We start from the raw sequence: 22,922 nt of genomic DNA on the forward strand, positions 1-22,922 counted from the left end.
GTGGCGCAGCACGGCCAACGCCGCTGCGTCCCTCATCGGTGGCCGGCGGCGAGCCTGCTACTAGGAGCAGACCGTGCCCGTCGTACTCGTCGCCGAGGAGCTCTCACCGGCCGGGCTGGAGGTCCTCTCCGGGGACTTCGAGATCCGCCACGTCGACGGGGCGGACCGATCCGCGCTGTTGCCAGCGCTGGCCGACGTCGACGCGGTCCTCATCCGCTCGGCCACGAAGATCGACGCCGAGGCCCTCGCCGCGGCTCCGAAGCTGAAGGTCGTCGCCCGCGCCGGCATCGGCCTGGACAACGTGGACGTCCCGGCCGCGACCAGCCGTGGTGTCATGGTGGTGAACGCGCCGCAGTCGAACATCGTCAGCGCCGCCGAACACGCCATCGCCCTGCTGCTCTCGGTTGCCCGCCGGGTACCGGCGGCGCACGGCGCCCTCGTGAACGGCGAGTGGAAGCGGTCGAAGTACGTCGGCGTCGAGCTGACGGAGAAGACCGCGGGCGTCGTGGGCCTGGGCCGCATCGGCGTCCTGGTCGCGCAGCGCCTCGCCGCGTTCGGCATGACCATCCTCGCCTACGACCCCTACGTCTCGGTCGCACGCGCGTCCCAGCTCGGCGTGCGCCTGGTCGACCTGGACGAGCTCCTCGCCAACAGTGACGTGATCACGATCCACCTCCCGAAGACGCCGGAGACGCTGGGCCTGATCGGCGCGGAGCAGCTGGCACGGGTGAAGCCGGGCGCGATCATCGTCAACGCCGCCCGCGGTGGCCTGGTCGACGAGGCCGCGCTGGCCGACGCGGTCAGTTCCGGCCGGGTGGGAGGCGCCGGCATCGACGTCTACGCGAAGGAGCCGACCACCTCCTCGCCGCTGTTCGGCCTGGAGAACGTGGTCGTCACCCCGCATCTGGGCGCCTCGACGCAGGAGGCGCAGGACAAGGCGGGCCTGGCGGTGGCGAAGTCGGTGCGTCTCGCGCTCAGCGGCGAGTTCGTCCCCGACGCCGTCAACGTGCAGGCCGGTGGGGTCGTCGCCGAGGATGTGCGGCCCGGCCTGCCGCTCGCCGAGAAGCTCGGCCAGCTCTTCTCCGGCCTGGCCTCCGGGGTCGCCGCGGCGATCACCGTCGAGGTGCGAGGCGAGATCGCCGTGCACGACGTGTCGGTGCTCCAGCTGGCGGTGCTCAAGGGTGTCTTCACCGACATCGTGGCCGAGCAGGTCACCTACGTGAACGCGCCGCTGATCGCCAAGGAGCGCGGCGTCGAGATCACGCTGGAGACCTCGGAGGAAAGCCCCGACTACCGCAACCTCGTCACCGTGCGCGGGGCACTGCCCGACGGCACCGCTGTCTCGGTCAGCGGCACCCTGGTCGGCTCCCGGCAGGTCGAGAAGATCACGGCGATCGACGGCTTCGAGGTGGACCTCCGCCCCGAGGACCACCTGGCGTTCTTCCGTTACGAGGACCGCCCGGGGATCGTCGGCGCGGTGGGCGCACTGCTCGGCGAGGCGCACATCAACATCGCGAACGCGCAGGTCAGCCGGCTTAGCGCCGGCGGTGACGCGCTCATGTCGCTGTCGCTGGACGATGCTGTGGCGCCCGACATCCTGACCGAGATCGCGAAGATCATCGGTGCGCCGTACGCGCGTGCGGTGAGCATCTCGGTCGGCTGACGGCCCGCCTGCCCGGGCGGGCGGCCGCCCGCCCCGGGCACCCCGGGCACCCCGGTCCACGGCGAGGCTCCGGAGGTCGGAATCGGGGTCTTTGCGTCGGCTGGGAGTGGCTCGGGCCCATGTGAGTGATCGTTGGCCGGAAGCGCCGCTCGCGGCGTCTGCTGGCGTTACCGTGGCAGACATGGCCTCGCAGCACCCGGATCCGTTCGAGGATGTGCGGCTTGACGAGCGGTTCGTCCGGTCGGCACGGTTCCTGGAGCCGTCGGCCCGGGAGCGCACCGGCCAGATGTCGCTGGCCCGGGGGGCGCGGTGCGGGGTGGTGCCGGCGCCCCGTGGCCTGCAGGGCCTGGTCTACCGGCTCTTCGTCGCCCCGCCCCGCCCGGCGCCGAGGGCCCGGCGCCTGACCTGGGTGCTCGCGGTCCTCACGCTCGCGGTGGGGATGATCAGCCTCACCTTCGTCGCCCTGCGCCACACCGCCCGGGGCATACCGGTCGCGTCGACGCCGCTCCCCCCGTCCGGGATCAGCGCCGACGGTACCGGGGTGGCCTCCGCGGCCGCCGCCGACGGGCTCGCCCGGGCGACCAGCGGGCTCGCGTCGAGTACGTCGTCCCCGGTGGGAGGCGGGGCGCTCGACCCCGCGCTGGGTGCCCCCGGCGGCTTCGCCCTCGCCCCGGACGTGTTCCGCTCCCTGGCGGTCGGCGACTGCCTGACCTGGGCTGTGACGTCCGTGACGCCGCTGGCCATCCCCGGCTCCGGGGGCGCACCCGCGCCGAGGCCGGTGGCCTGCGCGGAGCCGCACCTCGACGAGATCACCCGGATCGTCGATCTTGACGGCCGGTTCGGCGGCTGGCCCGGTGCGGCCAGGCTGGGCGCGGTGGCGGCGGATGTCTGCGCGGAGTCCCTGCGCGACTACTTCGGCGGGCTCGATGTGGCCCCGCACCACGTCGTCGGTTCGGTGCGCCCGGACCAGGCGAGCTGGGAGCGTGGCGTCACCAGCATCATCTGCACGATCCGTGCGGACGACCTGCTCCCGAACAGCGGGCGGTTCGCGCCGACCGGCATCGTCCGTAGCTGACCGCCGGTTCCGGTCCGCGGGCCGCACCGATGGGCCGCACCGGTGGGCCGCACCGGTGGGCCGCACCGGTGGGCCGCACCGGTGGGCCTCAGCGGTGGCCCTCAGTGGTGGGCAGCGTCGGCGGGCCGGGCCCGTCGGCCGCGGCATCGGGTAAGCTGACCCGGCGATGCGTGCGCTACTGCTTCTTAGGTGCCGCGGCGGGGCCTGATCCGGACTTCCTGATCCGGACTAGTGGCTGGCTTCCCCGTCGCGGGGTTCTCGTGTGCCGGTTCTCGTGCGTCAGCACCGGCTCCCGTTCGGCGGCGGGCCGGGCCGCTCTTCCGAGAAAGCAGGAGCAGTGATCACACCGCAGCAACCGTCCGGCATGCCCATCGAGAAGTACCGCCCGTTCCCGGCGGTCGCGCTGCCGGACCGCACCTGGCCGAACGCCACGATCGCCCGCGCCCCGCGCTGGTGCAGCGTCGACCTGCGTGACGGCAACCAGGCCCTGATCGACCCGATGACGCCGACGCGCAAGATGCAGCTCTTCGAGCTGCTGGTCGCGATGGGCTACAAGGAGATCGAGGTCGGTTTCCCCGCGGCGAGCCAGACCGACTTCGACTTCGTCCGGCAGCTGATCGAGGGCGACCTGATCCCCGACGACGTCACCATCCAGGTCCTCACCCAGGCACGCGAGGAGCTGATCGAGCGCACCGCGAGCTCCCTGGTCGGTTCCGACCGTGCACTGATCCACCTGTACAACTCGACGTCGACCCTGCAGCGCCGGGTCGTCTTCGGGCTCGACCGGCCCGGCATCACCGAGATCGCCGTGCAGGGCGCGCGCTGGTGCGCCCAGTACGCCGAGAAGCTGCTGGACGGGACGGACGTCCGCTGGCAGTACAGCCCCGAGTCGTTCACCGGCACCGAGCTCGACTACGCCGTCGAGGTCTGCGAGGCGGTGATGGATGTCTGGGAGCCCACCGCGGAGAACCCCGTCGTCCTCAACCTGCCCGCGACGGTGGAGATGTCGACGCCGAACGTCTACGCCGACCAGATCGAGTGGGTGAGCCGCAACCTGACCCGGCGCGACGCGGTGGTGCTGTCGCTGCACCCGCACAACGACCGGGGCTGCGCGGTCGCCGCGGCCGAGCTGGGCGTCATGGCCGGCGCTGACCGGGTCGAGGGCTGCCTGTTCGGCAACGGCGAGCGCACCGGCAACGTCTGCCTGGTCACCCTGGGAATGAACCTGTTCTCCCAGGGCATCGACCCGATGATCGATCTCTCCGACATCGACGGCGTGCGCCGCACGGTGGAGTACTGCAACCAGCTGCCGGTGCACCCCCGCCACCCCTACGGCGGCGACCTCGTCTACACCGCCTTCTCCGGCTCCCATCAGGACGCCATCAAGAAGGGCTTCGAGGCGATGGAGCGCACCGGGCAGACGCTGTGGGAGGTGCCGTACCTGCCCATCGACCCGAAGGACGTCGGCCGTACCTACGAGGCCGTCATCCGGGTGAACAGCCAGTCGGGCAAGGGCGGCGTGGCGTACCTGATGAAGTCGGAGTTCGCGCTGGACCTGCCGCGCAAGCTGCAGATCGAGTTCTCCGGCGTGGTCCAGCGGTACACCGACGACACCGGCGGTGAGGTCACCGCCGAGCAGCTGTGGGAGATCTTCGGTCAGGAGTACCGCCCGGAGGGCGGCGACACGGGGGCCCCGCTGGAACTGCTCGGCTCGCGGACGACGGCGGCGAGTGGCGAGCGGGACGAGGTGACGGTCTCGGTCCGCCTGCACGGCGTCGAGACGGCCATCAGCGGCAGCGGCAACGGCCCGATCGACGCCTTCGTCGCGGCGCTGTCCGAGCGCGGGCTGCCGGTGCGGGTGCTCGACTACAACGAGCACGCGCTGGGTTCCGGGGCTGATGCCCGGGCCGCAGCCTACCTGGAGGTCGAGGTCGGCGACGTCGTGCTCTGGGGGGTCGGGATCGACCCCAACATCGTGACCGCCTCGATGCGTGCCGTCGTGAGCGCGGTCAACCGGGCGGCCAGGAGCAGCTGACGCACCGGCCGGCCAGTCGGGTGGCGGTTCGCCCGCCCGCCTGGCCGGCGGCCGGTCAGTCGTTGTACGCGGCCGGCCGGACGTTCCTGATGCCACGGCGGACCTGTTCGACCAGGTCGTCGGGAACGTCGGTCATCCCGTGGTCGACCCGGGCGTGGGTGTCGACGGCGGCGAGGATCTCCTCCTCGCCGGCGGCGACCAGGCGGGTCTCGCAGCCCTGGATGATGGCGCCGCAGTAGAACTCCTTCATGGCCACGGGACGCACCACCGTGACCTCGCGGACGCGCCCCGGCGCGTCGCCGGCAGGCCGCGGGCCCATCAGAGCCTGCGCTGTCCAGAACCGGTTCCGCCTCATACCGCCGACAGCTCCGCGAGACGCAGCATCAGCCGCTCCATCCGTACCAGGCCGAGGGGTCGTCCCATCTCGGTCACGATTATCACCGGGTCGAACCGGCACCCGCGGGGGCGGGTCATGGCCCGGCGCGCCACCTCGGTCACTGGTTCGTCCGGCAGGGCGAACAACGAGGTGGGGATCCACCGGCCGTCCGGGCCGCCGCCGCTGGAACTGCCACCGGATCCGGTGCCGGGGCCGGTGGGGAGTCGCAGCGCGACAGGCCGGCAGCGGTTGCTGACGATGATGGTGGCCCTGCCGGCGGTGTCGGGTCCGCCCGGCAGGGCGGCTGCCGGGGCATGCGCGCACGGCGGGCAGGTCGCGTTGTCGGTGCAGTGCCCGTGGTCTCCGGTCGAGATCTGGGCCGGCTCCATCAGGCTGACGATGTGCGCGGAGCGGTCGGCCCGCTTCGAGATCGTCTGGATCCGACGGGCGACCGCCGGGTCCAGGGACTGCCAGCGCGCGGACGGCCGCCCGAGGAGATAGCCCTGCCCGAGGGGCACCCCCAGCGCGATGAGCATGGTGAGTTCCTCCACCCGCTCGACACCCTCGGCGATGAGCCACCCGTTGAGACGGCTGGCGAACCCGCCGACGAGTTCGGTGAGCGCGATCTTCACCTGGTCGTCATCGATGTTGGTGACCAGCGATCCGTCCAGTTTCACGAAATCGGGCCGGATGTGCGTGAGCTGGCGCAGGCCCGCATAGCCGGAGCCGACGTCGTCCATCGCAATGAAGGCGCCTCGGTTCCGGAGCTCCTGCGAGGTCGCGGCCAGGCCGGGGGAACAGTCGATCGCCACCGCCTCGTTCAGCTCCAGAACGATGCGGGAGAGATCCGCGCGGCGCCAGACCGCCTCGATCTCGGGGTTGGAAAGGAGATGCGGGAAGACGTTGACGGCAAGAAAGCAACGGTCCGGAAGATGGTCGCGGGCCGAGATCGCCGTGCGCAGTACCCGTGCCTCGAGCTCGGCGCCGCGCCCGCGCCGGTCGGCCTCGGCGAAGACGAGAGGAGGGGCGTTGCGCGGGTCGTCACCGAACCGGGCCAACGCCTCGTAGCCCGCGATGACCCCGCGGCGCAGGTCCACAATTGGCTGGAAGACAAGGTTTGGAGCGTCCGGGTCGGCGAGCAGGCGGTCGATGTCCGGGCGGGCGGGCAGGGCCGCCGCCGGATACGGACGTGCTCTCGGCTGGGCGCCGCCCAGGCCGGAGGTGCCCTCGTGGCTGGCTGTCACCGGGGCTGCCGGCGGCCCGGTGTCCGTGGGACGCTCACTGGTCAGGCGCTGAGAACCCATGCGCCGTGCACCCCCTCGTGTCCCCGCACGTCGCATCAGCGATGTTGTTTATTTCCTATCACTTTTAGCGCGTCGTGGGCGTGGAGACAGCGTGGAGTTGAGGTGCTGTGCGACGGCGTGGTCCGAATCTTGTCTGAGGAGTATTTTTCGACGTCTGGATGATTGGGTTTTAGTTGATGTTGGCCGTGTCCAATGTGGTCTTCCGCGTAGGCCGGTGTGTCGCCGGGCGTCTATGTAGCGCACTCGTCCAACGGAATGTCAGATTATGCGGCCGGTCCGGCCGGACCGGCCGGCGACGCAGGGAACAGGCGCCAGTGGGGCTCGGGGGTGCTGGGAGCCAGGCGGCGCACAGAGGGTGACGGGCAGGTCGGCCCGGCCAGGTGGGGCGGGAACGGCCGGCTACAGTCGGGGCTCATGAAGCTTGCGGTCATAGGCGGCGACGGAATCGGCCCGGAAGTCGTGGCGGAGGGGCTGCGCGTGCTGCGCGCCGTTTACCCCAAGGTCGAGACGACCGAGTACGAACTGGGCGCCCGGCTCTGGCACCGGACCGGCGAGACCCTGCCGGACAGCGTCCTCGACGAGCTGCGCGGCCACGACGCCATCCTGCTCGGAGCGGTCGGCGACCCGGGGGTTCCCAGCGGGGTGCTCGAGCGTGGGCTGCTGCTGCGGCTGCGCTTCGAGCTCGACCACCACGTGAACCTGCGCCCGGTGCGGCTCTACCCGGGAGTGACGACGCCGCTGGCCGGTGACCCCGCCATCGACATGATCGTGGTGCGGGAGGGCACGGAGGGCCCGTACGCCGGCGCCGGCGGCACGCTGCGCCGCGGCACGCCGCACGAGGTGGCGACCGAGGAGAGCGTCAACACCCGGTTCGGCGTCGAGCGCGTCGTCCGCGACGCCTTCGCCCGGGCGAGCCGCCGTCCGCGCGCGCACCTCACCCTGGTGCACAAGAACAACGTCCTGACCAAGGCGGGCGACCTGTGGTCCCGCACGGTGGCCGAGGTCGGCACGGAGTTCCCGGGCGTCGAGGTCGGCTACCAGCACGTCGACGCGGCGTCGATGTTCTTCGTCACCGACCCCGGCCGCTTCGACGTCGTCGTCACGGACAACATGTTCGGCGACATCCTGACCGACATCGGCGCGGCCATCGCCGGCGGTATCGGGCTCGCGGCCAGTGGGAACCTGGATCCCTCCGGTGCCCACCCGAGCATGTTCGAGCCGGTGCACGGCAGCGCGCCCGACATCGCCGGCCAGGGCGTGGCCGACCCGACCGCCACGGTGGCGTCGGTGGCGCTGCTGCTCGAGCACCTCGGGCACACGGCAGAGGCCTCCCGGGTGGATGCCGCCGTCGCCGCCTCGCTGGCCGAGCGGGCCTCGTCGGGCGGTGGCCGCCGGTCGACCCGCGAGGTCGGCGAGGAACTGGCCGCGCGCGCCGCGGGCTGACCCCCTGACCCTCTGGCCGCCGCGGGGCGACCCGCGGGCCGCGGCGGGGAGCCGGTCGCTCCCCGCCGTCTGGTTGGTCGTTTTCCCAACGGTCGTCCACCGGCTATCCTCGGATGGAGCCGTAGATCCGGTACGACGGCAGCCGACAGGGCCTGACCACGGCGACGATCGGCAGTTTCGTCATCTCTGACTGTTCGTCACCCTGTTCGCCTGCGCGTTCACACGCGCCCTGAGGTAGCCCGTCCTGGAGCTGTCATGCCGATTACCCCCACTTCGAAGATCTGGATGAGCGGCCAGTTCGTCGACTGGGACGACGCCCGCATCCACGTGCTCAACCCGACCCTCCACTACGGATGGGGCGTGTTCGAGGGCATCCGGGCCTACCCGACATCCGCCGGTAGTGCGGTCTTCCGGCTCACCGACCACATCGCCCGCCTGTACCGAAGCGCCAAGATCTACATGATGGAGCCGACCTTCTCGCAGGAGGAGGTCATCCAGGCGACGAAGGACACCATCGTCGAGAACGGCGTGGAGGCCTGCTACATCCGCCCGCTGATCTACCTCGGTTACGGCGAGATGGGGCTCAATCCGCTGCCCTCGTCGGTCGAGGTCATGATCGCCGTCTGGCCCTGGGGCTCTTACCTCGGTGAGGACGCCGAGCGCAACGGCGCCCGGGCGACGATCTCGACCTGGCGCCGCAACGACGCGAACATCATCCCGCCGGCGGCGAAGGCGTCCGGCCAGTACCTGAACTCCTCGCTGGCGAAGGTGGCGGCCATCAAGGCCGGCTACGACGAGGCGATCATGACCAGCCCGAACGGTCACATCGCCGACGGCTCGGGGGAGAACGTCTTCATCGTCTCCGGGCGGCGGGTCATCACCCCGCCGCTCAGCGACGGCCCGCTCGGCGGCATCACCCGGGCGTCGGTCATGCAGATCGCGGCCGACCAGGGGTACGAGGTGCTGGAACAGCACATCGTGCGGACGGACCTCTATCTGGCCGACGAGGCGTTCTTCACCGGCACGGCAGCCGAGATCGTTCCCATCTCCGAGGTGGACGACCGCAGCGTCGGCGCGGGCCGGCCCGGCCCGGTCACCCGGGAGATCATCGACATCTTCCACCAGGCCACCCGCGGTGAGCTCGACCGGTACAAGGACTGGAACGAGCTGGTGGGCTGAGGCGCGCCAGCCAGCCGCCGTCGTGCCGAGCGCGTCCCCGGTCACGCCGCGGCGGTTCTCGTCGGGCGTGTGCTCTGGTCAACCCGACCTTGGCCGCCTACCGTCTCCTGTAGTCGTTTCACGAACGCACAAGCGTCGGGAGCCGGTTCGGGAGGTCGTCATGCGGGTTTCGGATGGAATGAGCGCTCTGGTCCTCGTGGTGGGGCCAGGGCACACGCTGCGGCAGGCGTCCCGGATGATGGCCGCCCGCCAGGTCGGCGCGGCCGTCGTCCTCGACAGCGAGGGTCAGGGCTTCGGCATTCTCACCGAGCGCGACGTCCTGCGGTCGGTCGCGGCCGGACAGAGCCCGGACACCGAGGTCGTGGGCGACCATCTCACCCGGGACGTGGTGGTGGCCGACCGCGACTGGTCGCTCGACGAGGCCGCTGCGGTGATGCTGCGCGGCGGCTTCCGCCACCTCATCGTCACCTCCGGAGCGGAGGTCGAGGGGGTGCTCTCGATGCGCGATGTGGTGCGGTGCTGGAGCCGGCAGCGGGTCGAGGTGTGACCACAGCTCGGCGGCGAACATCCGCGACGAGATGTGGTCGCTGTGTGACCGTGCGGCGATGAATCGGTCGACTCGGGGATCTGCGCCGCATCGGGTCCCCGTGCGGCGCTACGTTCACGGGCATGCACGACACTGAGGCGGTCACCCTGCTGCGGGGGACCACGCTGCTGAAGGAACTCGATGAGGAGGACCTGCTACGGCTGGCCAGCCGGTCCGTGACGAGGCGGTTCCGCCGAGGTCAGGTGGTCTTCACGGAGGGCGAGCCCGCCGACACCCTCCTCGTGGTCGCCTCGGGACGGCTGAAGGTCCTCACCAAGGCTGACGACGGCCGTGACCACGTCCTGAACATCGCCGGCCCGCGCGAGACCCTGGGCGAGCTCAACATCGTCGAGGCCGGGACAAGGTCGGCGAGCGTCGAGGCGCTGGAGCCGAGCACCGCGCTGGTGCTGGAGCGCAGCGCCGTCTGGGAGCTGGTCCGCGAACGTCCGGCGGTCGCCGAGCAGCTCATCCGGGCCCTGGTCGCGCACGTGCGCCGGCTCACCGGCGCGAACGCGGACCTGGTGTTCCTCGACCTGCCACGCCGGGTCGCGAAGCTGCTGCTCATGCGGATGCGGGAGGCCGGCCGCCCGGTGATCGAGCTGGGGCTCACCCAGACCGAGATCGCCTCGCTGCTCGGCGGTTCGCGCCAGTCGGTGAACCAGGCGCTGCGCGAGTTCGAGCGCAGGGCCTGGATCCTGTCCGAGGGGCAGACCATCACGATCATGCAGGTCGACCGGCTGCGCCGGTTCGCCGGCGACTGAGCAGGCCTGAGCGGGCCTGAGCGGGCCTGGGTGAGCCGGCCCGGCTCACCCCCGGCCGGTGGTGCTTCCGGTCGTGGGATCCGGTGCGGTCGGCGGGGCCGGCGGGATCGGGCCGGCGGCCCGCCGGCTGCGTGGCCGGCGGGTGTGCGTAGCGTGGGGGTCGGGTATGGGTCCAGTCGCTCGCGGCACGGGGCGTCCCGAAGAGGGAACGCGCAGGTCATGCGACACATGGCACGCGCCACACTTGCTTTATGTCCGGCGTGTTACGTCATAGGGTCGGCCTCTGGCGGCGAACCCGTCCCCGTCACGCGTTCCGGTCACTGACCAGGCAGACCGGGCGCGTGACGGCCAGACACGGTTCCGGCGAGAGGTTCCAGCTGTGCCCCACGACGTCCCAGCCACGACAAGCCCCGCTCCGGCAGGCGCGCGCTCCGCTGGCGCCGTCGAGGAGGAGCACGCGCCCACCTTCGACCGTGAGTCGCTGCACATCTACGACACGACGCTGCGGGACGGCACCCAGCAGGAGGGCCTGTCCCTGTCGGTGGCCGACAAGCTCATCGTCGCCCGCCACCTCGACGAGCTCGGTGTCGGCTTCATCGAGGGCGGCTGGCCCGGCTCCAACCCGAAGGACGCGGAGTTCTTCCGCCGCGCCCGCACCGAGCTGGACCTGCGTGGCGCGCTGCTGACCGCGTTCGGCTCGACCCGGCGGGCCAGCAAGGCCGTCGGCGACGATCCGCAGGTCGCCGCGCTGCGGGACGCCGGCACGGCGGTCGTCTGCCTGGTGGCGAAGGCGGATCGCCGGCACGTCGAGCGCGCGCTGCGGACGACTCCCGCGGAGAACCTGGCGATGATCCGCGACACCGTGCGGTACCTGACTGCCGAGGGCAAGCGGGTGTTCGTCGACGCGGAGCACTTCTTCGACGGCCACCGCGCCGACGCCGACTACGCGCTGGAGATGGTGCGCACGGCGGCCGAGGCCGGCGCCGAGGTCGTGGTGCTGTGTGACACCAACGGCGGCATGCTCCCGACCCGCATCGGTGACGTCGTCGCCACCGCGCTGGAGAGCACCGGCGCGCGCCTGGGCATCCACTGCCACGACGACGCCGCCTGCGCCGTGGCGAACAGCCTGGTCGCGATCGAGGCCGGCGCGACCCACGTGCAGGGCACCGCGAACGGGTACGGCGAGCGCTGCGGCAACGCGAACCTGTTCAGCGTGATCGCCGGTCTGGAGACCAAGCTGGGCCGCCAGGTCCTGCCGGCCGGGCGGCTCCGGGAGCTCGTCCGGGTCTCGCACGCCATCGACGAGGTCACCAACTCGGCACCGAACAGCAGCCGGCCCTACGTCGGGGCGAGCGCGTTCGCGCACAAGGCCGGTCTGCACGCCAGCGCGGTCAAGGTCGACCCGGACATGTACCAGCACATCGACCCGGCCGAGGTCGGCAACGACATGCGGATGCTGGTGTCCGAACTGGCCGGCCGCGCCACCCTCGAGCTCAAGGGCCGCGAGATGGGCCTGGATCTCTCCGGCGAGCGGGAGGCCCTCGGGCGGGTGCTGGAGCTGGTCAAGGACCGCGAGGCCGCCGGCTACTCCTACGAGGCCGCCGAGGCCTCCTTCGAGCTGGTCCTGCTTGACGAGGTGGCCGGGCGCGAGCGCTACTTCACGCTCGAGTCCTGGCGGGTCATCGTCGAGCAGCGGGCCGGCGGCGAGGTCGTCAGCGAGGCCACGGTGAAGGTCCACTCGCACGGTGAGCGGCACGTCTCGACCGCCGAGGGCAACGGCCCGGTCAACGCGCTCGACACCGCACTGCGGGCGGCCCTGGAGAAGGCCTACCCGGGCCTGGCGGACCTGGACCTGGTCGACTACAAGGTGCGCATTCTCGACGGGCGCCACGGCACCGGCGCGGTCACCCGTGTCCTGGTCGAGACCAGCGACGGCCGCGGTCGCTGGGACACCATCGGTGTCGACGAGAACATCATCGCCGCCTCCTGGGTGGCGCTTCAGGACGCGGTCACCTACGGCCTGCGCCGCCAGGGCGAGCGACCGGACCCCGACGCCGTCTGACCGGCTTCGCCCGCCCGCGGCCCGTCAGGTGAGGCACGTCCGTCCACATCGGGCGACCAACATCGTCAACGCGAACCATGCGGTGCACGCCTGTCCTGTCAAAGATTTCTCCGCTGACGCCAACCCTGCCCGGCCATCCTTTGGTGCCGGCTACGCTGACCGCGACGCTTCCGGGTCATCCGAGGCATCCGTCGCATAACAGGCGATCAGGATGCCCGGCTCGGATCCGGCGGCGAGATGCGAGCTCGGCTCTGGAGGCCGAGGAGAGGGGACGGCCGTGTCGCGGTGTCCGGCGATGATGCGCCAGACCAGGAGCGGCCGCATGCGGGGGAGCCGGCGATGAGCCGCACTCCCCGCCGTGGAGCTGGTGCCCGTCGGGCCGGGGCACATCGATCGTCCGCGTCGACGTCCACGTCGGGCGCCGGCTGGGTCGACCCCCCGTCCGGTGCGCGTCGGGTGACCGGATCGCGCCGGGCGGGCCGGACAGGCGGCGCCAGTCGGGCGGGCGGCATCGACAGGGCGGGCAGAGCTGGCAGGGCGGGCAGGGCGGGCAGGGCGGGAAAGGCAAGCCGGGCGGGCAGCACCGACAGAGCCGAGAGGGCAGGCAGTGCCGCCGGAGCGGACCTGGCCGGCGGGCCGACCGCTCGGCGGGCCGGCACCCGGCGAAGCTCCTGGGCACTGGCGAAGTTCGCCCTGGGGGCGGCGGCGCTGGCCCTGGCGGTGACCGCGGTGGCGGGCCCGGCCCCGGCCGCCGCTCCCTGGCAGCTGACCGGCCCGGTCAACGGGCGGATCGACCAGGACGAGATCCTGCCTGAGGAGGGAGCGGCCTTCGGGAGCGCGACCGTGGCCGACCTGGCGGGTGTCGTCGGGGCCTCGGGGCAGGTCCGGCTGCCCGTCCGTGACGGGTTGGCCGTTGTCGCCACCGGCGGTACCGCCGGAACCGGTACCGCCGCGGCCGGAGCGCAGGCGCCCGGCCCGGTGACCGGCAGCACCGTCCCGAACGAGCCACTCGCGACCCCGCCCGGATCGGGTGCCCAGGCCTCGACGATCCCGTCCCGCGTGCTGGTGGCGTACACCGACGCCGCTGATCGGTTGAAGGCCGAACAGCCCGGCTGCTTCCTCCACTGGTCGGTACTGGCGGGTCTCGGCGCGATCGAGTCCGGTCATGGCAGGGGCGCGGCGATCGGCCCCGACGGCCGAGTGGCACCGACAGTTGTCGGCCCGCGTCTCGACGGCTCGGCGGGCAGGTTCCACATTCGCGACACCGACGACGGCTGGCTCGACGGCGACAGTGGGCTGGACCGCGCGGTCGGCCCGATGCAGTTCACCCCGCCGGTGTGGCGCTGGGCCGGCCGGGACGCCGACGGGGACGGCCGCGCCGACCCGAACGACATCGACGACGCGGCGCTTGCCGCGGCGGATCTGCTGTGCCGTTCGGGGGACCTGCGTATTCCGGACAACGTCGTGGCGGCGGTGCGCTCGTACAACCCGTCGGACGCCTACATCCGCTCGGTGCTGGGCTGGGCGGCCTGGTACGCGGTCGGCCCGACGGTGGTCTCCAGCCTGGGTGCCGACCCCGCTGCCGGCACGGCGGAGGCCGACGGCGACGCGGCGGGCGAGGGGTCCGAGAACCTGGCGACCGATCAGCCTTTCGAGGTGACAGCCCTGACGCCGCTCGCCGACCCGGCTGGCGGTGGCTGCGTGACACCGGTCGTCGACGGAGGCTCCATCAGCGCCGGCGGCGTCGGAGGCGACCTGCTGACCGGGTCGGACTTCGAGTCACTGGACGTCCGCGCCCGGGTCGGCGGCACCGCGGACCGGACCGTGACCATCGAGCTCGGCCTGCTCGACAAGGCGGGCGCGACGGTGGCGACGGCGCTGAGCGCCCGTACCCTTCCGGAGGGCGACGAGATCCACTCGTTGGGCAGGATCGACGGGCTCGCGATCGGTCGGGCGTCCGACCGGGGCCCGTTCGACGTGGTCGTCCGGGTGGTGCCGGGTGGTCCGGACTGCCCGGCGGTCGAGGCCCGTGCCCGGGTCGCCGGCATCGACGCGGCGGACTTCGCGGGTGCGCCGTCGACGCTGGCCAGCCTCCGACGTCGGCTGGAGACCTACCGCGACACCGGTCGCATCACCCCGACGGCTGCCGCCGACCTGCTGGCCACGCTGCCGGCGGGGGACGGGGCCGTGCGGACTCCGGTGGAACTCGCGCGGTTCCTCGACCGGCTCGCCGTGGCGATCCGGATCGGCGAGATCGCCGTCGACGCGCGGACGGGCCTCGGGGACGTCGCCGGAGCGCTGCGGGCGCAGGCGGAGCCCGCCTCGGCCGTACCGGCGGAAGCCGCGCCGGCCGGCGCGGGAGGGGATGAGGACGAGCTGCCGTTCGACGTCGTGCCGCTGTCGCCGGAGGCCTGAACCGGCACTTCCGGTGGCTCCTTCCCGTCGGCTCCTTCCCGTCGGCATCGCCCGTTCGCGCACTGCCGGTGACGAGGCCGCCGTTGGCGTGAGGTGGCCCGACCTGGTGGCACGTCTTAGTCTCCCCGTCACGGGGGGAGGCGGCGATGCTGCTGCTGCGGGCGATCCGGGGCCGGGTGGGGGACACCCACGCGCTGCGCCGTGAGCTGGCGGGAGGGGCCGGCGAGGGGCCAGGCGACCCGGACCGGCCCGGTGCCATCGCCGGAGTCTCGGGCAGCGGGATGTTCGTCGGCCTCTTCGACATCGGTGGCGCCGGCCGGCCCGCGGAGTCCTTCTGGGAGCGGCTCGGCGGGCTGCTCGACGGTGCGACGACGACCGACCACCCCCACGTCCACCTGGTCAGCGAGGCGACCGGCGCGGTGGCATCCGTCCCGGTGGGGACTGTTCCGGTGACAGCTGTCCCGGTGGCGGTGGGCGAGGGGCGGTTCATCAGGGTGACCTGGGGGCGTACCACGGATCGGGCCGCGCTGTGGGCGCTGCGCCGGCGGCTGGCGAGCCGCCTGCCGGACGCTCGCCCGGACCTTCTCGGGCTGCTGTCAGCGGCGACGGAGCGGGGCTGGCTGGTCGAGGCGGCCTGCCACGAGTCGGAGGAGCTGACGCACGCGGCGGACCGCGGCGCCCAGGAGCCGGAAATGGCCGAGATCCTCGACGGGGCGCGCGGCCTGGTCACCGTGGCGGCGACTGACATCCTGCGCGACCTGTGGCTACGCCGGCCGTTCACCACCCCCGGCAGGGACGGCCAGGACGGGGAACCGGACCGAGGTCGGCGCCCCGAGGCCGCGACCGCGGCCCCGGGGCCGGATGCCCAGGCTGTGGATGCCCAGGCTGTGGACGCCCAGGGTGTGGGCGTCCAGGGTGGTCAGTCCTCGTCCGGGATCTCCTCCCACCACTGGCACCACCAGTCGCCGCCGACGAGGATCCGCAGCTTCGGATGCCAGCAGTAGGTGATGTCCTTGTCGGTGTCGAGGTAGTACAGGCAGTTGTCGCAGCGCTCGTCGCCGTTTGGCTTGCCACGCAGGATGGCGTCCTCGGCGAGATGGCCGAGCTGGACGCTGAGCTCCTCGTCGATGGGCTTGGGTTCGGGCGCGCCAATCTCGTAGACGGGGGTCGAGTCGATCTCGGTCATCGTGCTCCTTCCAGAGCGGGCCGGTACCTGGCGGGCCACGCCGTCCTCGACCGGGCGCTGGCCCTTACCCGGCAATCCTGCCTGATTCTCGGCGTCCCCTCCCGGCCGTGGTGCACCGGACCTTGTCCGGACCGGAACGCGGTCGCCGAGCGGGCGGCCCGTTGCCGGCGCTGGCATCCGGCCGGGTGCGTTCCATCCGTGTCCGGTGCGTCGCCGGGTGAACCGGATGCGCGGCGCGGTCGGTACGGTCGCCCAGTGCGCATAGCGAGGTTCACTGACGGGTCAGAGCCGGCATTCGGCGTGGTGGAGGGGTCTCCGGAGGACGGGACCGCGATTGTGGCCGGGATCACACCGCATCCGTTCGCGCCGTTCACGTTCACCGGGGTGCGGCGGCCGCTGGCCGAGGTCCGGCTGCTGGCTCCCGTCCTGCCCAGCAAGATTCTCTGCATCGGTAAGAACTATGCGGACCACGCGCGTGAGATGGGCGGCGAGCCACCGGCTGGCCCGGTGCTGTTCCTGAAGCCCTCGACCAGCGTGGCCGGCCCAGGCGATCCGATCGTGCTCCCTCCCGACAGCGATCGGGTGGACTACGAGGGCGAACTGGCCATCGTCATCGGCAGGCTGTGCCGGGACGTTCCCGTGGAGCGGGCGCTGTCGGTCGTTCTCGGGTTCACCTGCGCCAACGACGTCACCGCCCGGGATCAGCAGGCGGCGGACGTCCAGTGGACCCGCGGCAAGGGCCACGACACCTTCTGCCCGCTCGGGCCGTGGATCGAGACCGAGCTCGACCCGTCCGACCTGGCCCTGCGGACGACGCTGGACGGCGAGGTCCGCCAGGACTCGCGAACCAGGCACCTTCTGCACGACGTGCCCACGCTCGTCGCCTTCATGTCGCGAGCGATGACGCTGCTCCCCGGCGACGTGCTGCTGACCGGCACGCCCGCCGGGGTGGGGCCGATGCGGGCCGGGCAGACGGCCGCCGTCACGGTCGACGGCATCGGCACGCTGACAAATCCGGTCACCGCGCGGTAGGGGAGTGCGGGCGGGCGGCGGTGTTCCGGCCCGCCCGCCCCACTGCGGCTGGCCCGGGGCCGGGAATCGGAGACCCGCCGGAGACCCGCCGGGGACACGGTCGCTGACCGGGTCGGTGGATGGGGTACAGTAGGCATCGCCCGCGAGGGACCCATGGGGTATGGGGTAATTGGCAGCCCAACAGATTCTGGCTCTGTTAGTCTAGGTTCGAGTCCTGGTACCCCAGCTGCACCACTTGTACGAACATGCTGTATATTGCAAAAACGGTCTTGGCCCCGTCGTCTAGCGGCCCAGGACGCCGCCCTCTCAAGGCGGTAGCGCCGGTTCGAATCCGGTCGGGGCTACATCTGAATCTCGGCTACATCTGAATCTCATGGCGCCAACCTTCCGAGGTTGGCGTTTTTCTTTTGTGGCCGGCGGGCCTTGTGACGCGTTGGCGCGCATCTCCGCGCACTGACCTCACATCCCGTACCTGAACCGGACGGCCCGCGGACATGCGGCGCTTCGTCCGGAAGGGGTCTGTCTGCCGGCGACCGGCGCGGGCAGCGCCGGTCCGACCTGTCTGAGCACGGGTGCGGCTGACTGCGGAATCACTGATGCGGGTGCCCCTGGCGGCGGCTGGATCACGTCGGATCGCGACGGATCACAGCGGCGGGGCGGGGCCGACCAGCTCGTGGGGCCGGCCCGCGATGTGGCACCTGCCGGATGGTGGTAGGTACACAGGACTAGTTCTCGGCCGTGCCCTCAGTCGACGGCGCGCAGGCGGGGCATGAACGAGGGGTGGCGGGCCATGGCACACGGACGGCAGCTGCAGGTGCTGGGTCCACCGAAACCGTGGACGATCTCCTGCGCCTCCCCGGACGGGTCGACCGGCTCGGAGCCGACGAGGCGCAGCACGGGGCGGGCCGCCAGCGCGAGCGAGACACCGCCGTCCGTCGGAACATCCGCAGGCTGAGGCGTTGTCTGCACGGTGAAGGCGGCGGCGGTCGCGGTCGTCAGGGCAACTGGGGGCACGTGTCCTCCTCCGCGGGCGGCCGTCCGGGGGCCACCTCGCGGACCACAGCCTGTCGGGAATGCGGGCAACTGCGCCATGCTTCTTTGAGCCCCTTACCGAGTGGTACTGATGGCCTAGTCAAAGCTGGGCATAGTCGTCATACGACACCACCCTTGACAGCCATGGCGCTCCGGGCCCGGAACGGGAGAAACTTGCTCGGATGTCCTCCGCCCGACCCTCCATGCCCGAACGGGCGCGCCGCCGTCACGGCAGCGCCCACGTCGGGCGCGCCGCCCGCCGGCCCGAGAAGCCTCGGCCCGCCCGGACCCTCGCGGCGGACTCCGGCCTGGCCGCGTCGAGCGCCGAAGTGACGTCCCGCGGGCCGGTCGCCTGGTTCCCGCGCGGGCGGGGCCTGCCCACGGAGGACTGGGCCGCCCGCCACGCGCTGATGTGCTGGGTGCTGGCGATGCACCTGCCGGTGATCGTCGCGTACGGCCTGTGGCGTGACCACAGCCTGCCGCACGGCCTGCTGGCGGCCACTCCGCCGGCGCTGCTGTTCGGTGCCGCGCTGGCCCCCGGCATGCGCCGGGTGCGGGCGCTCGCGGCGAGCCTGGGTCTGCTCTGCTGCTCGGTCGTCTTCGTGCACCTCTCCGACGGCCTGACGCCCATGTACTTCCACTTCTTCGTCGTGGTGGCGCTCATCGCCCTCTACGAGGACTGGAGCGTCTACCTCCTGGCCATCGCGTTCGTCTTCCTGGCCAGTCTCGCGATCGGTGACATCATCACCGCCGAGGCGGCCTCCAGGATGGACGAGAACGCCCTGCTGCTGGCCGGTCTGCACGCGGGCTTCATCTGCGCCCTGGCGGGCGCCCAGATGGTCTTCTGGCACTACAACGAGCAGTCCCGCCGCCGGGTGGAGGACTACCGCCAGCAGCTCTACGAGGGCCAGCAGAGCCTGATGGCCCGGCTGGAGGAGACCGACCGCATCCGCAGCGACCTGGTCGCCACCGTCTCGCACGAGTTCCGCACCCCGCTGACCGGCATCCGCGGCACCCTGCTCACGATCAGGCGTCGCCGCGACCGCCTCTCCGACGCCCAGCTCGACGGCATGCTCGACTCCGCCGTCACCTACTCCGACCGGCTGTCCCGGCTGCTGGAGAACATGCTGACGGCCGCCACCGCCACCGGTACCGGCGACAACACGGTCGCCGACCTGCCCGAGGTCGTGCGGGACGTCATCGACGGGCTGTCCTACGCCGGCAACAGCGTCACTGTGGACCTCCCGCCCCAGCTCACCGTCCGGATGGCGCGCCAGGCCCTGCACCAGGTCGTCGCGAACCTCGTGGACAACGCGCTGGTGCACTCCTGGCCGGGTGCGCCGGTGCGGCTCATCGCCGGCCGGGTCGGTGACGAGGTGGTGCTGCGGGTGCGTAACCCCGGCCCCGACCTCGACCCGGCCACCATCCGCCAGCTCTTCGAGCCGTTCACCCAGCGGGACGGGACGGCGACCCGGCAGACCGACGGCGCCGGGATGGGGCTCTATGTGGTGCGCCGGCTGGTCGAGGTGCACGGCGGCCGCCTGCGGATGTCCTCTGAGAACGGCGAGATCATCGTCGAGGTCGACCTGTGGGCGGCCTCCACGGCCACGGCGACCGCCGCGACGGACGAACCGGCGCCGATGCCCGTCCCGATGCCGCTCCCGCGCAGCCTGCGCACACGGGGTGATCTCCTGCCTGACCCGCCCGCCCTGCCGGCGGGCACCGGTGCGCTGCTGCACCCCCGCGGTGGGCCGTCCGGCGACGGCGCGGGCTCGGCCATACCGACGCCGACACCGGCGAACTTCCCCAAGCCGGCCGCCGCTCCGGCCCGGCTGCCCCACGCGGCGCCCGCCCGGGACCCGTGGTCGGCGGCGGTCTCCCAGTCCCAGGACTGGCGGTAGAAGTGCACGCCGGACCCACGGTCAACAGGCTGCTCTGACCACCCGACCCGGCTGGACCGCCGTGGGCACGAGCTCCTCGGAGCCGGACCAATGCCGCCCTCACGTGCTCACGTGACAGGCGCTGCGCGTCAGGCGAGCACGGGAAACACCGGCCGATGCCCGAGCCCCCGGGCACGGCGGGCGGAGGCACGCACGAGGGCCGCCTCGGGCGCAGGGCTGACACGGGGCTCTCACCGGAGTCGTGCCGGGCGCGGCGCACGGGCTCTTCAGGGATCCGCAGGATCGGCGTGGTCTCGGCAGCCGTGGCTGTGCGGTGGCCGAGCGGCCGGAGCGGTGAAAGTCGGCCCGGGCGGCAGGCCGCCCGGGCCGACCGCGAGCGGCCCGCCGCTGTCTGCCTGCTAGCTGGCAGGTGAGGCGGGCGGCGCGGAGCTCGGCGGCGGTGCCGGCGCGGGCGACGCGGCACAGGACGGCTCGAGCCAGACGCTCTCACCCTTGCGCATCATCGTCCCGGCCGCGGGATTGGTCCCGGCCGCGTTGCGCCCCGGCCCGTACGAGCAGTTGCCCGAGCCGTTCAGGACCCCGAACCCCTTGCTGACAAGGGTGCTGCGCGCCGCCTCGAGTGAGCTTCCAGCGACGCTGGGGACCTCGGCGCAGTTCGTGGCCTGCACGGTCAGCGTCACCTTCGTGGAGACGGGGACCACACTGCCCGGGTTGGGGTTCTGGTCGAGCACGACCCCGCCGTTCTTGCCCTTCTGGCAGCTCTCGCTCGACGACACGTTGGTGAAGCCCTTGTCGCTCAGTGTGTTCGACGCCGCCGACTGGCTCTGGCCCTGGACGTCGGGCACGGTCGCGTCCCTGGGCGTCGGTGATGGCGAGGTCGTGGCGCTCGGGCTGGCGGTGGCCGGCCCGCTCTGCGTGGGCGTGGCGCCCGGCGAGGCACTCTGGCCGGGGCTCGCGGCCGGGTTCGTGCGGGCCGGTCCGCTGGGATCGCCGCTGGGGCCGACCTGCGCGGGATCCATTCCCGGCGGCATCGGGAGGCCTCCGGGCAGAGTCGCGGTGATCGACGGGTCGATCAGGGTCTGGGTCTGGCCGTCCGCCGTCAGCCCGCTCTCGCTGTCACCGGCGGCGGCGAGAGCCCAGCCGCCGGCACCGGCGACGAGGGCGACGACCAGTCCGGCGCCAGCCGCGATGCGGCTGCGTCGCCGCCGGTCGGCAGCGGACCGGGCTGCGGGGGAGCCCGGCCCACTGACCGTGCCGGCGGGGGCCGAGTCCTTGCTGCTTGAGATCACCGTGTTGCGGTCGGCGGCGGAGCCGGCCGAACGGGCGGGGACACGGACCGCGGGCTGGGCCCCGGTGGCTGCGTCCGCCCCGTCGCTCCAGCCGCCGGGCGCCTGCCCGGCCCAGGTCTGATCGGCCCCGCCCCGCCCCGGCCGGACCGGGGGAATGCCGGCGACCTGGGTGTGCGCGTCGTCGTTCCAGCCGGCCCGGCCCGAGGGTGGGCTGCCTGCCTGGGTGGCGGGGATTCCCCCCACCTGGGTGTGGGCCGCGTCGTCCCAACCGCCGTGTGCTCCGGTGGCGTCCCCGCTGGAGAGCACGGCGGTCGCGCCGGAGGCGGCCCCGGCTCCGAGAGCTGCGGCTCCGAGAGCTCCGGCTCCGACGACTGCGGGCTGACGAACCGCCGTGCCGGAACGGGCCGGGTCACGCTGCGGCGCGCCCGTTGTCGCGCGGTCCCGGTCGATCCGGGTCTGGGCGGTGTCGAAGTCGGAGTCCCGGCTTTCGGGGCTGCCCTGGGGCGCGCCGCGGCCGGGGCCGCCGTGCTGCCGGGAGGCGCCGGTGTCGCGGGGATCGGCGCGGCGGTCCTGCTCGCGCTCCCAGCGCTGATCGTCGTCGCCCTCGCCGAGGTCGTGGTCCCGGTCCTCGTCCTCAATCGCGTCGAGCAGGTCCTCCGCGGCGTCGGCGGCGCTCGCCGGGCGCTGCTGCGGCGACTTCGCCAGCATGGCGGCCAGGACGTCCCACACCGCGGGCGGGACGCCCTGGATCGGCTGCGGCACGTCCTCGCGGTGCGCCCGCATGAGGTCCGCCGGGTGCGACGCGTCGAACGGCGGGCTGCCGGCGATGAGCTCGTAGAGAACGACGCCGGCGGCGTAGATGTCGACGGCCGGCGTCGGTGGGACCTCGTCCGCCAGCTCGGGCGCCATGTACAGCGGGGTCCCGATGGGGCCGGTCAGGGACGCCCGGCTCGGCGTGTGGATCATGCGCGCCACCCCGAAGTCGGTGAGCCGCACGTAGGGCCGCCGGGGGTCCGAGGTGTCGATGAGGACGTTCTCGGGCTTGACGTCACGGTGGATGATGCCTGCGCCGTGCACGCTGTCCAACGCCCAGAGCAGGCCGACGACGAGCCGGACGGCCTCGGTCACCGGGCGCGGGCCAGCCTGGTCGAGGTGGGCCCGCAGGTCGATGCCCTCGACGAGGTCCATGACGATCGCCAGGGTGCCGGGCTCCTGGATCAGCTCGCGGACCCGCACCAGGTCGGGGCTGTCGAGCTGGACCAGCAGATCGCATTCGCGCAGGAAACGGTCGACGACCTCGGGGTCGTGGGCGAGTTCCGGGCGGAGCACCTTGATGGCAACGGGCTCCCCGTCGGAGACGTGGGCTCCGCGCCAGACCTGGCCGGCCGTTCCCTGCCCGAGTAGTTCGTGCAGGACGTACCGCGAACCCAGTTTGCGCACTGCGCCTTTCCCCCTTTGAGCGCCGTCGGAACTCCTGCGGCGCGAGCCTGTGACGCTGCCGCGGCGGGGCCTGCGGAAGCCGGAGGACTCCGGCGGATCCTCCCGTCGGCGGGTGGTGAGGCCGGCTGGCACAGCACCCGGCG

The 22,922-nt window shown here is 72.5% G+C and carries 17 protein-coding genes and 2 tRNA genes; 14 read left to right on the forward strand and 5 right to left on the reverse strand.

The features are described from left to right. The first annotated feature begins 73 nt into the window (after nt 1-73). The 3 genes from serA to leuA all read left to right on the forward strand — a co-directional run bounded on the left by serA (nt 74) and on the right by leuA (nt 4,773). Complete coding sequence (serA, locus tag B207_RS0130795; protein ID WP_018640542.1) at nt 74-1,663, forward strand: phosphoglycerate dehydrogenase; 1,590 nt, start codon at nt 74-76, stop codon at nt 1,661-1,663. A gap of 181 nt (nt 1,664-1,844) precedes the next feature. Then, on the forward strand, nt 1,845-2,738 hold the full coding sequence (locus B207_RS0130800) for an SCO2583/SCO2584 N-terminal domain-containing protein (protein ID WP_018640543.1): 894 nt from the start codon (nt 1,845-1,847) through the stop codon (nt 2,736-2,738). A gap of 364 nt (nt 2,739-3,102) precedes the next feature. Beyond that, nucleotides 3,103-4,773, forward strand: a complete 1,671-nt coding sequence (gene leuA / locus B207_RS0130805) for a 2-isopropylmalate synthase (protein WP_051102732.1) — start codon at nt 3,103-3,105, stop codon at nt 4,771-4,773. A gap of 55 nt (nt 4,774-4,828) precedes the next feature. On the opposite strand, the gene B207_RS0130810 is transcribed toward leuA, so the two are convergent. Next, nucleotides 4,829-5,128 (reverse strand): DUF1059 domain-containing protein, encoded by a 300-nt coding sequence (locus B207_RS0130810; protein ID WP_018640545.1) that lies wholly within the window; start codon nt 5,126-5,128, stop codon nt 4,829-4,831. Next, entirely contained in the window at nt 5,125-6,453 is a 1,329-nt protein-coding gene (locus tag B207_RS0130815; RefSeq protein ID WP_018640546.1) for an EAL domain-containing protein, read from the reverse strand. The genes B207_RS0130810 and B207_RS0130815 overlap by 4 nt, the downstream gene beginning before the upstream one ends. Nucleotides 6,454-6,867: 414 nt before the next feature. Here B207_RS0130815 and B207_RS0130820 point away from each other — a divergent pair, with 414 nt between their 5' ends. The 7 genes from B207_RS0130820 (at nt 6,868) to B207_RS0130855 (ending at nt 15,903) form a co-directional block, all read left to right on the forward strand. After that, nucleotides 6,868-7,896 carry a 3-isopropylmalate dehydrogenase gene (locus B207_RS0130820; protein ID WP_018640547.1) on the forward strand — a complete coding sequence of 343 codons (1,029 nt, stop codon included), beginning with the start codon at nt 6,868-6,870 and terminating at the stop codon, nt 7,894-7,896. A 255-nt stretch (nt 7,897-8,151) separates the two neighbouring features. Continuing rightward, nucleotides 8,152-9,075, forward strand: a complete 924-nt coding sequence (gene ilvE / locus B207_RS0130825; RefSeq protein ID WP_018640548.1) for a branched-chain-amino-acid transaminase — start codon at nt 8,152-8,154, stop codon at nt 9,073-9,075. Nucleotides 9,076-9,235: 160 nt separating this feature from the next. Further along, the gene (locus B207_RS0130830) at nt 9,236-9,622 is read left to right on the forward strand and encodes a CBS domain-containing protein (protein ID WP_026311620.1); all 387 of its coding nucleotides are present in this window, start codon (nt 9,236-9,238) and stop codon (nt 9,620-9,622) included. Between the two features lie 122 nt (nt 9,623-9,744). Continuing rightward, on the forward strand, nt 9,745-10,422 hold the full coding sequence (locus B207_RS0130835; RefSeq protein WP_018640550.1) for a Crp/Fnr family transcriptional regulator: 678 nt from the start codon (nt 9,745-9,747) through the stop codon (nt 10,420-10,422). Nucleotides 10,423-10,801: 379 nt separating this feature from the next. Continuing rightward, a complete protein-coding gene (gene cimA, locus B207_RS0130845) occupies nt 10,802-12,484 on the forward strand; it encodes a citramalate synthase (protein WP_018640551.1) in 1,683 nt (560 codons plus the stop codon). A gap of 456 nt (nt 12,485-12,940) precedes the next feature. Continuing rightward, complete coding sequence (locus B207_RS0130850; RefSeq protein WP_018640552.1) at nt 12,941-14,899, forward strand: hypothetical protein; 1,959 nt, start codon at nt 12,941-12,943, stop codon at nt 14,897-14,899. 146 nt (nt 14,900-15,045) lie between these two features. Beyond that, nucleotides 15,046-15,903 carry a hypothetical protein gene (locus B207_RS0130855; RefSeq protein WP_018640553.1) on the forward strand — a complete coding sequence of 286 codons (858 nt, stop codon included), beginning with the start codon at nt 15,046-15,048 and terminating at the stop codon, nt 15,901-15,903. On the opposite strand, the gene B207_RS0130860 is transcribed toward B207_RS0130855, so the two are convergent. Next, nucleotides 15,819-16,085 carry a hypothetical protein gene (locus B207_RS0130860; protein WP_018640555.1) on the reverse strand — a complete coding sequence of 89 codons (267 nt, stop codon included), beginning with the start codon at nt 16,083-16,085 and terminating at the stop codon, nt 15,819-15,821. The two genes, B207_RS0130855 and B207_RS0130860, sit on opposite strands and share 85 nt — an antisense overlap. 255 nt (nt 16,086-16,340) lie before the next feature. Here B207_RS0130860 and B207_RS0130865 point away from each other — a divergent pair, with 255 nt between their 5' ends. From B207_RS0130865 to B207_RS0130875, 3 genes are all read left to right on the forward strand, one after another. After that, nucleotides 16,341-17,117: a fumarylacetoacetate hydrolase family protein gene (locus B207_RS0130865; RefSeq protein WP_026311622.1), complete on the forward strand. Its 777-nt coding sequence runs from the start codon at nt 16,341-16,343 to the stop codon at nt 17,115-17,117. 154 nt (nt 17,118-17,271) lie between these two features. Continuing rightward, nucleotides 17,272-17,343, forward strand: a tRNA-Gln gene (locus tag B207_RS0130870). Nucleotides 17,344-17,388: 45 nt separating this feature from the next. After that, nucleotides 17,389-17,461 (forward strand) — tRNA-Glu (locus B207_RS0130875). A 400-nt stretch (nt 17,462-17,861) separates the two neighbouring features. On the opposite strand, the gene B207_RS0130880 is transcribed toward B207_RS0130875, so the two are convergent. Continuing rightward, nucleotides 17,862-18,131: a hypothetical protein gene (locus B207_RS0130880; RefSeq protein WP_018640558.1), complete on the reverse strand. Its 270-nt coding sequence runs from the start codon at nt 18,129-18,131 to the stop codon at nt 17,862-17,864. A 200-nt stretch (nt 18,132-18,331) separates the two neighbouring features. Here B207_RS0130880 and B207_RS36475 point away from each other — a divergent pair, with 200 nt between their 5' ends. Further along, complete coding sequence (locus B207_RS36475) at nt 18,332-20,050, forward strand: sensor histidine kinase (protein ID WP_051102728.1); 1,719 nt, start codon at nt 18,332-18,334, stop codon at nt 20,048-20,050. Between the two features lie 398 nt (nt 20,051-20,448). On the opposite strand, the gene B207_RS42485 is transcribed toward B207_RS36475, so the two are convergent. Continuing rightward, nucleotides 20,449-22,779 (reverse strand): serine/threonine-protein kinase, encoded by a 2,331-nt coding sequence (locus B207_RS42485; RefSeq protein WP_018640561.1) that lies wholly within the window; start codon nt 22,777-22,779, stop codon nt 20,449-20,451. Nucleotides 22,780-22,922: the final 143 nt, after the last annotated feature.

The organism is Parafrankia elaeagni, assembly GCF_000374165.1.
Lineage (GTDB): Bacteria > Actinomycetota > Actinomycetes > Frankiales > Frankiaceae > Parafrankia > Parafrankia elaeagni.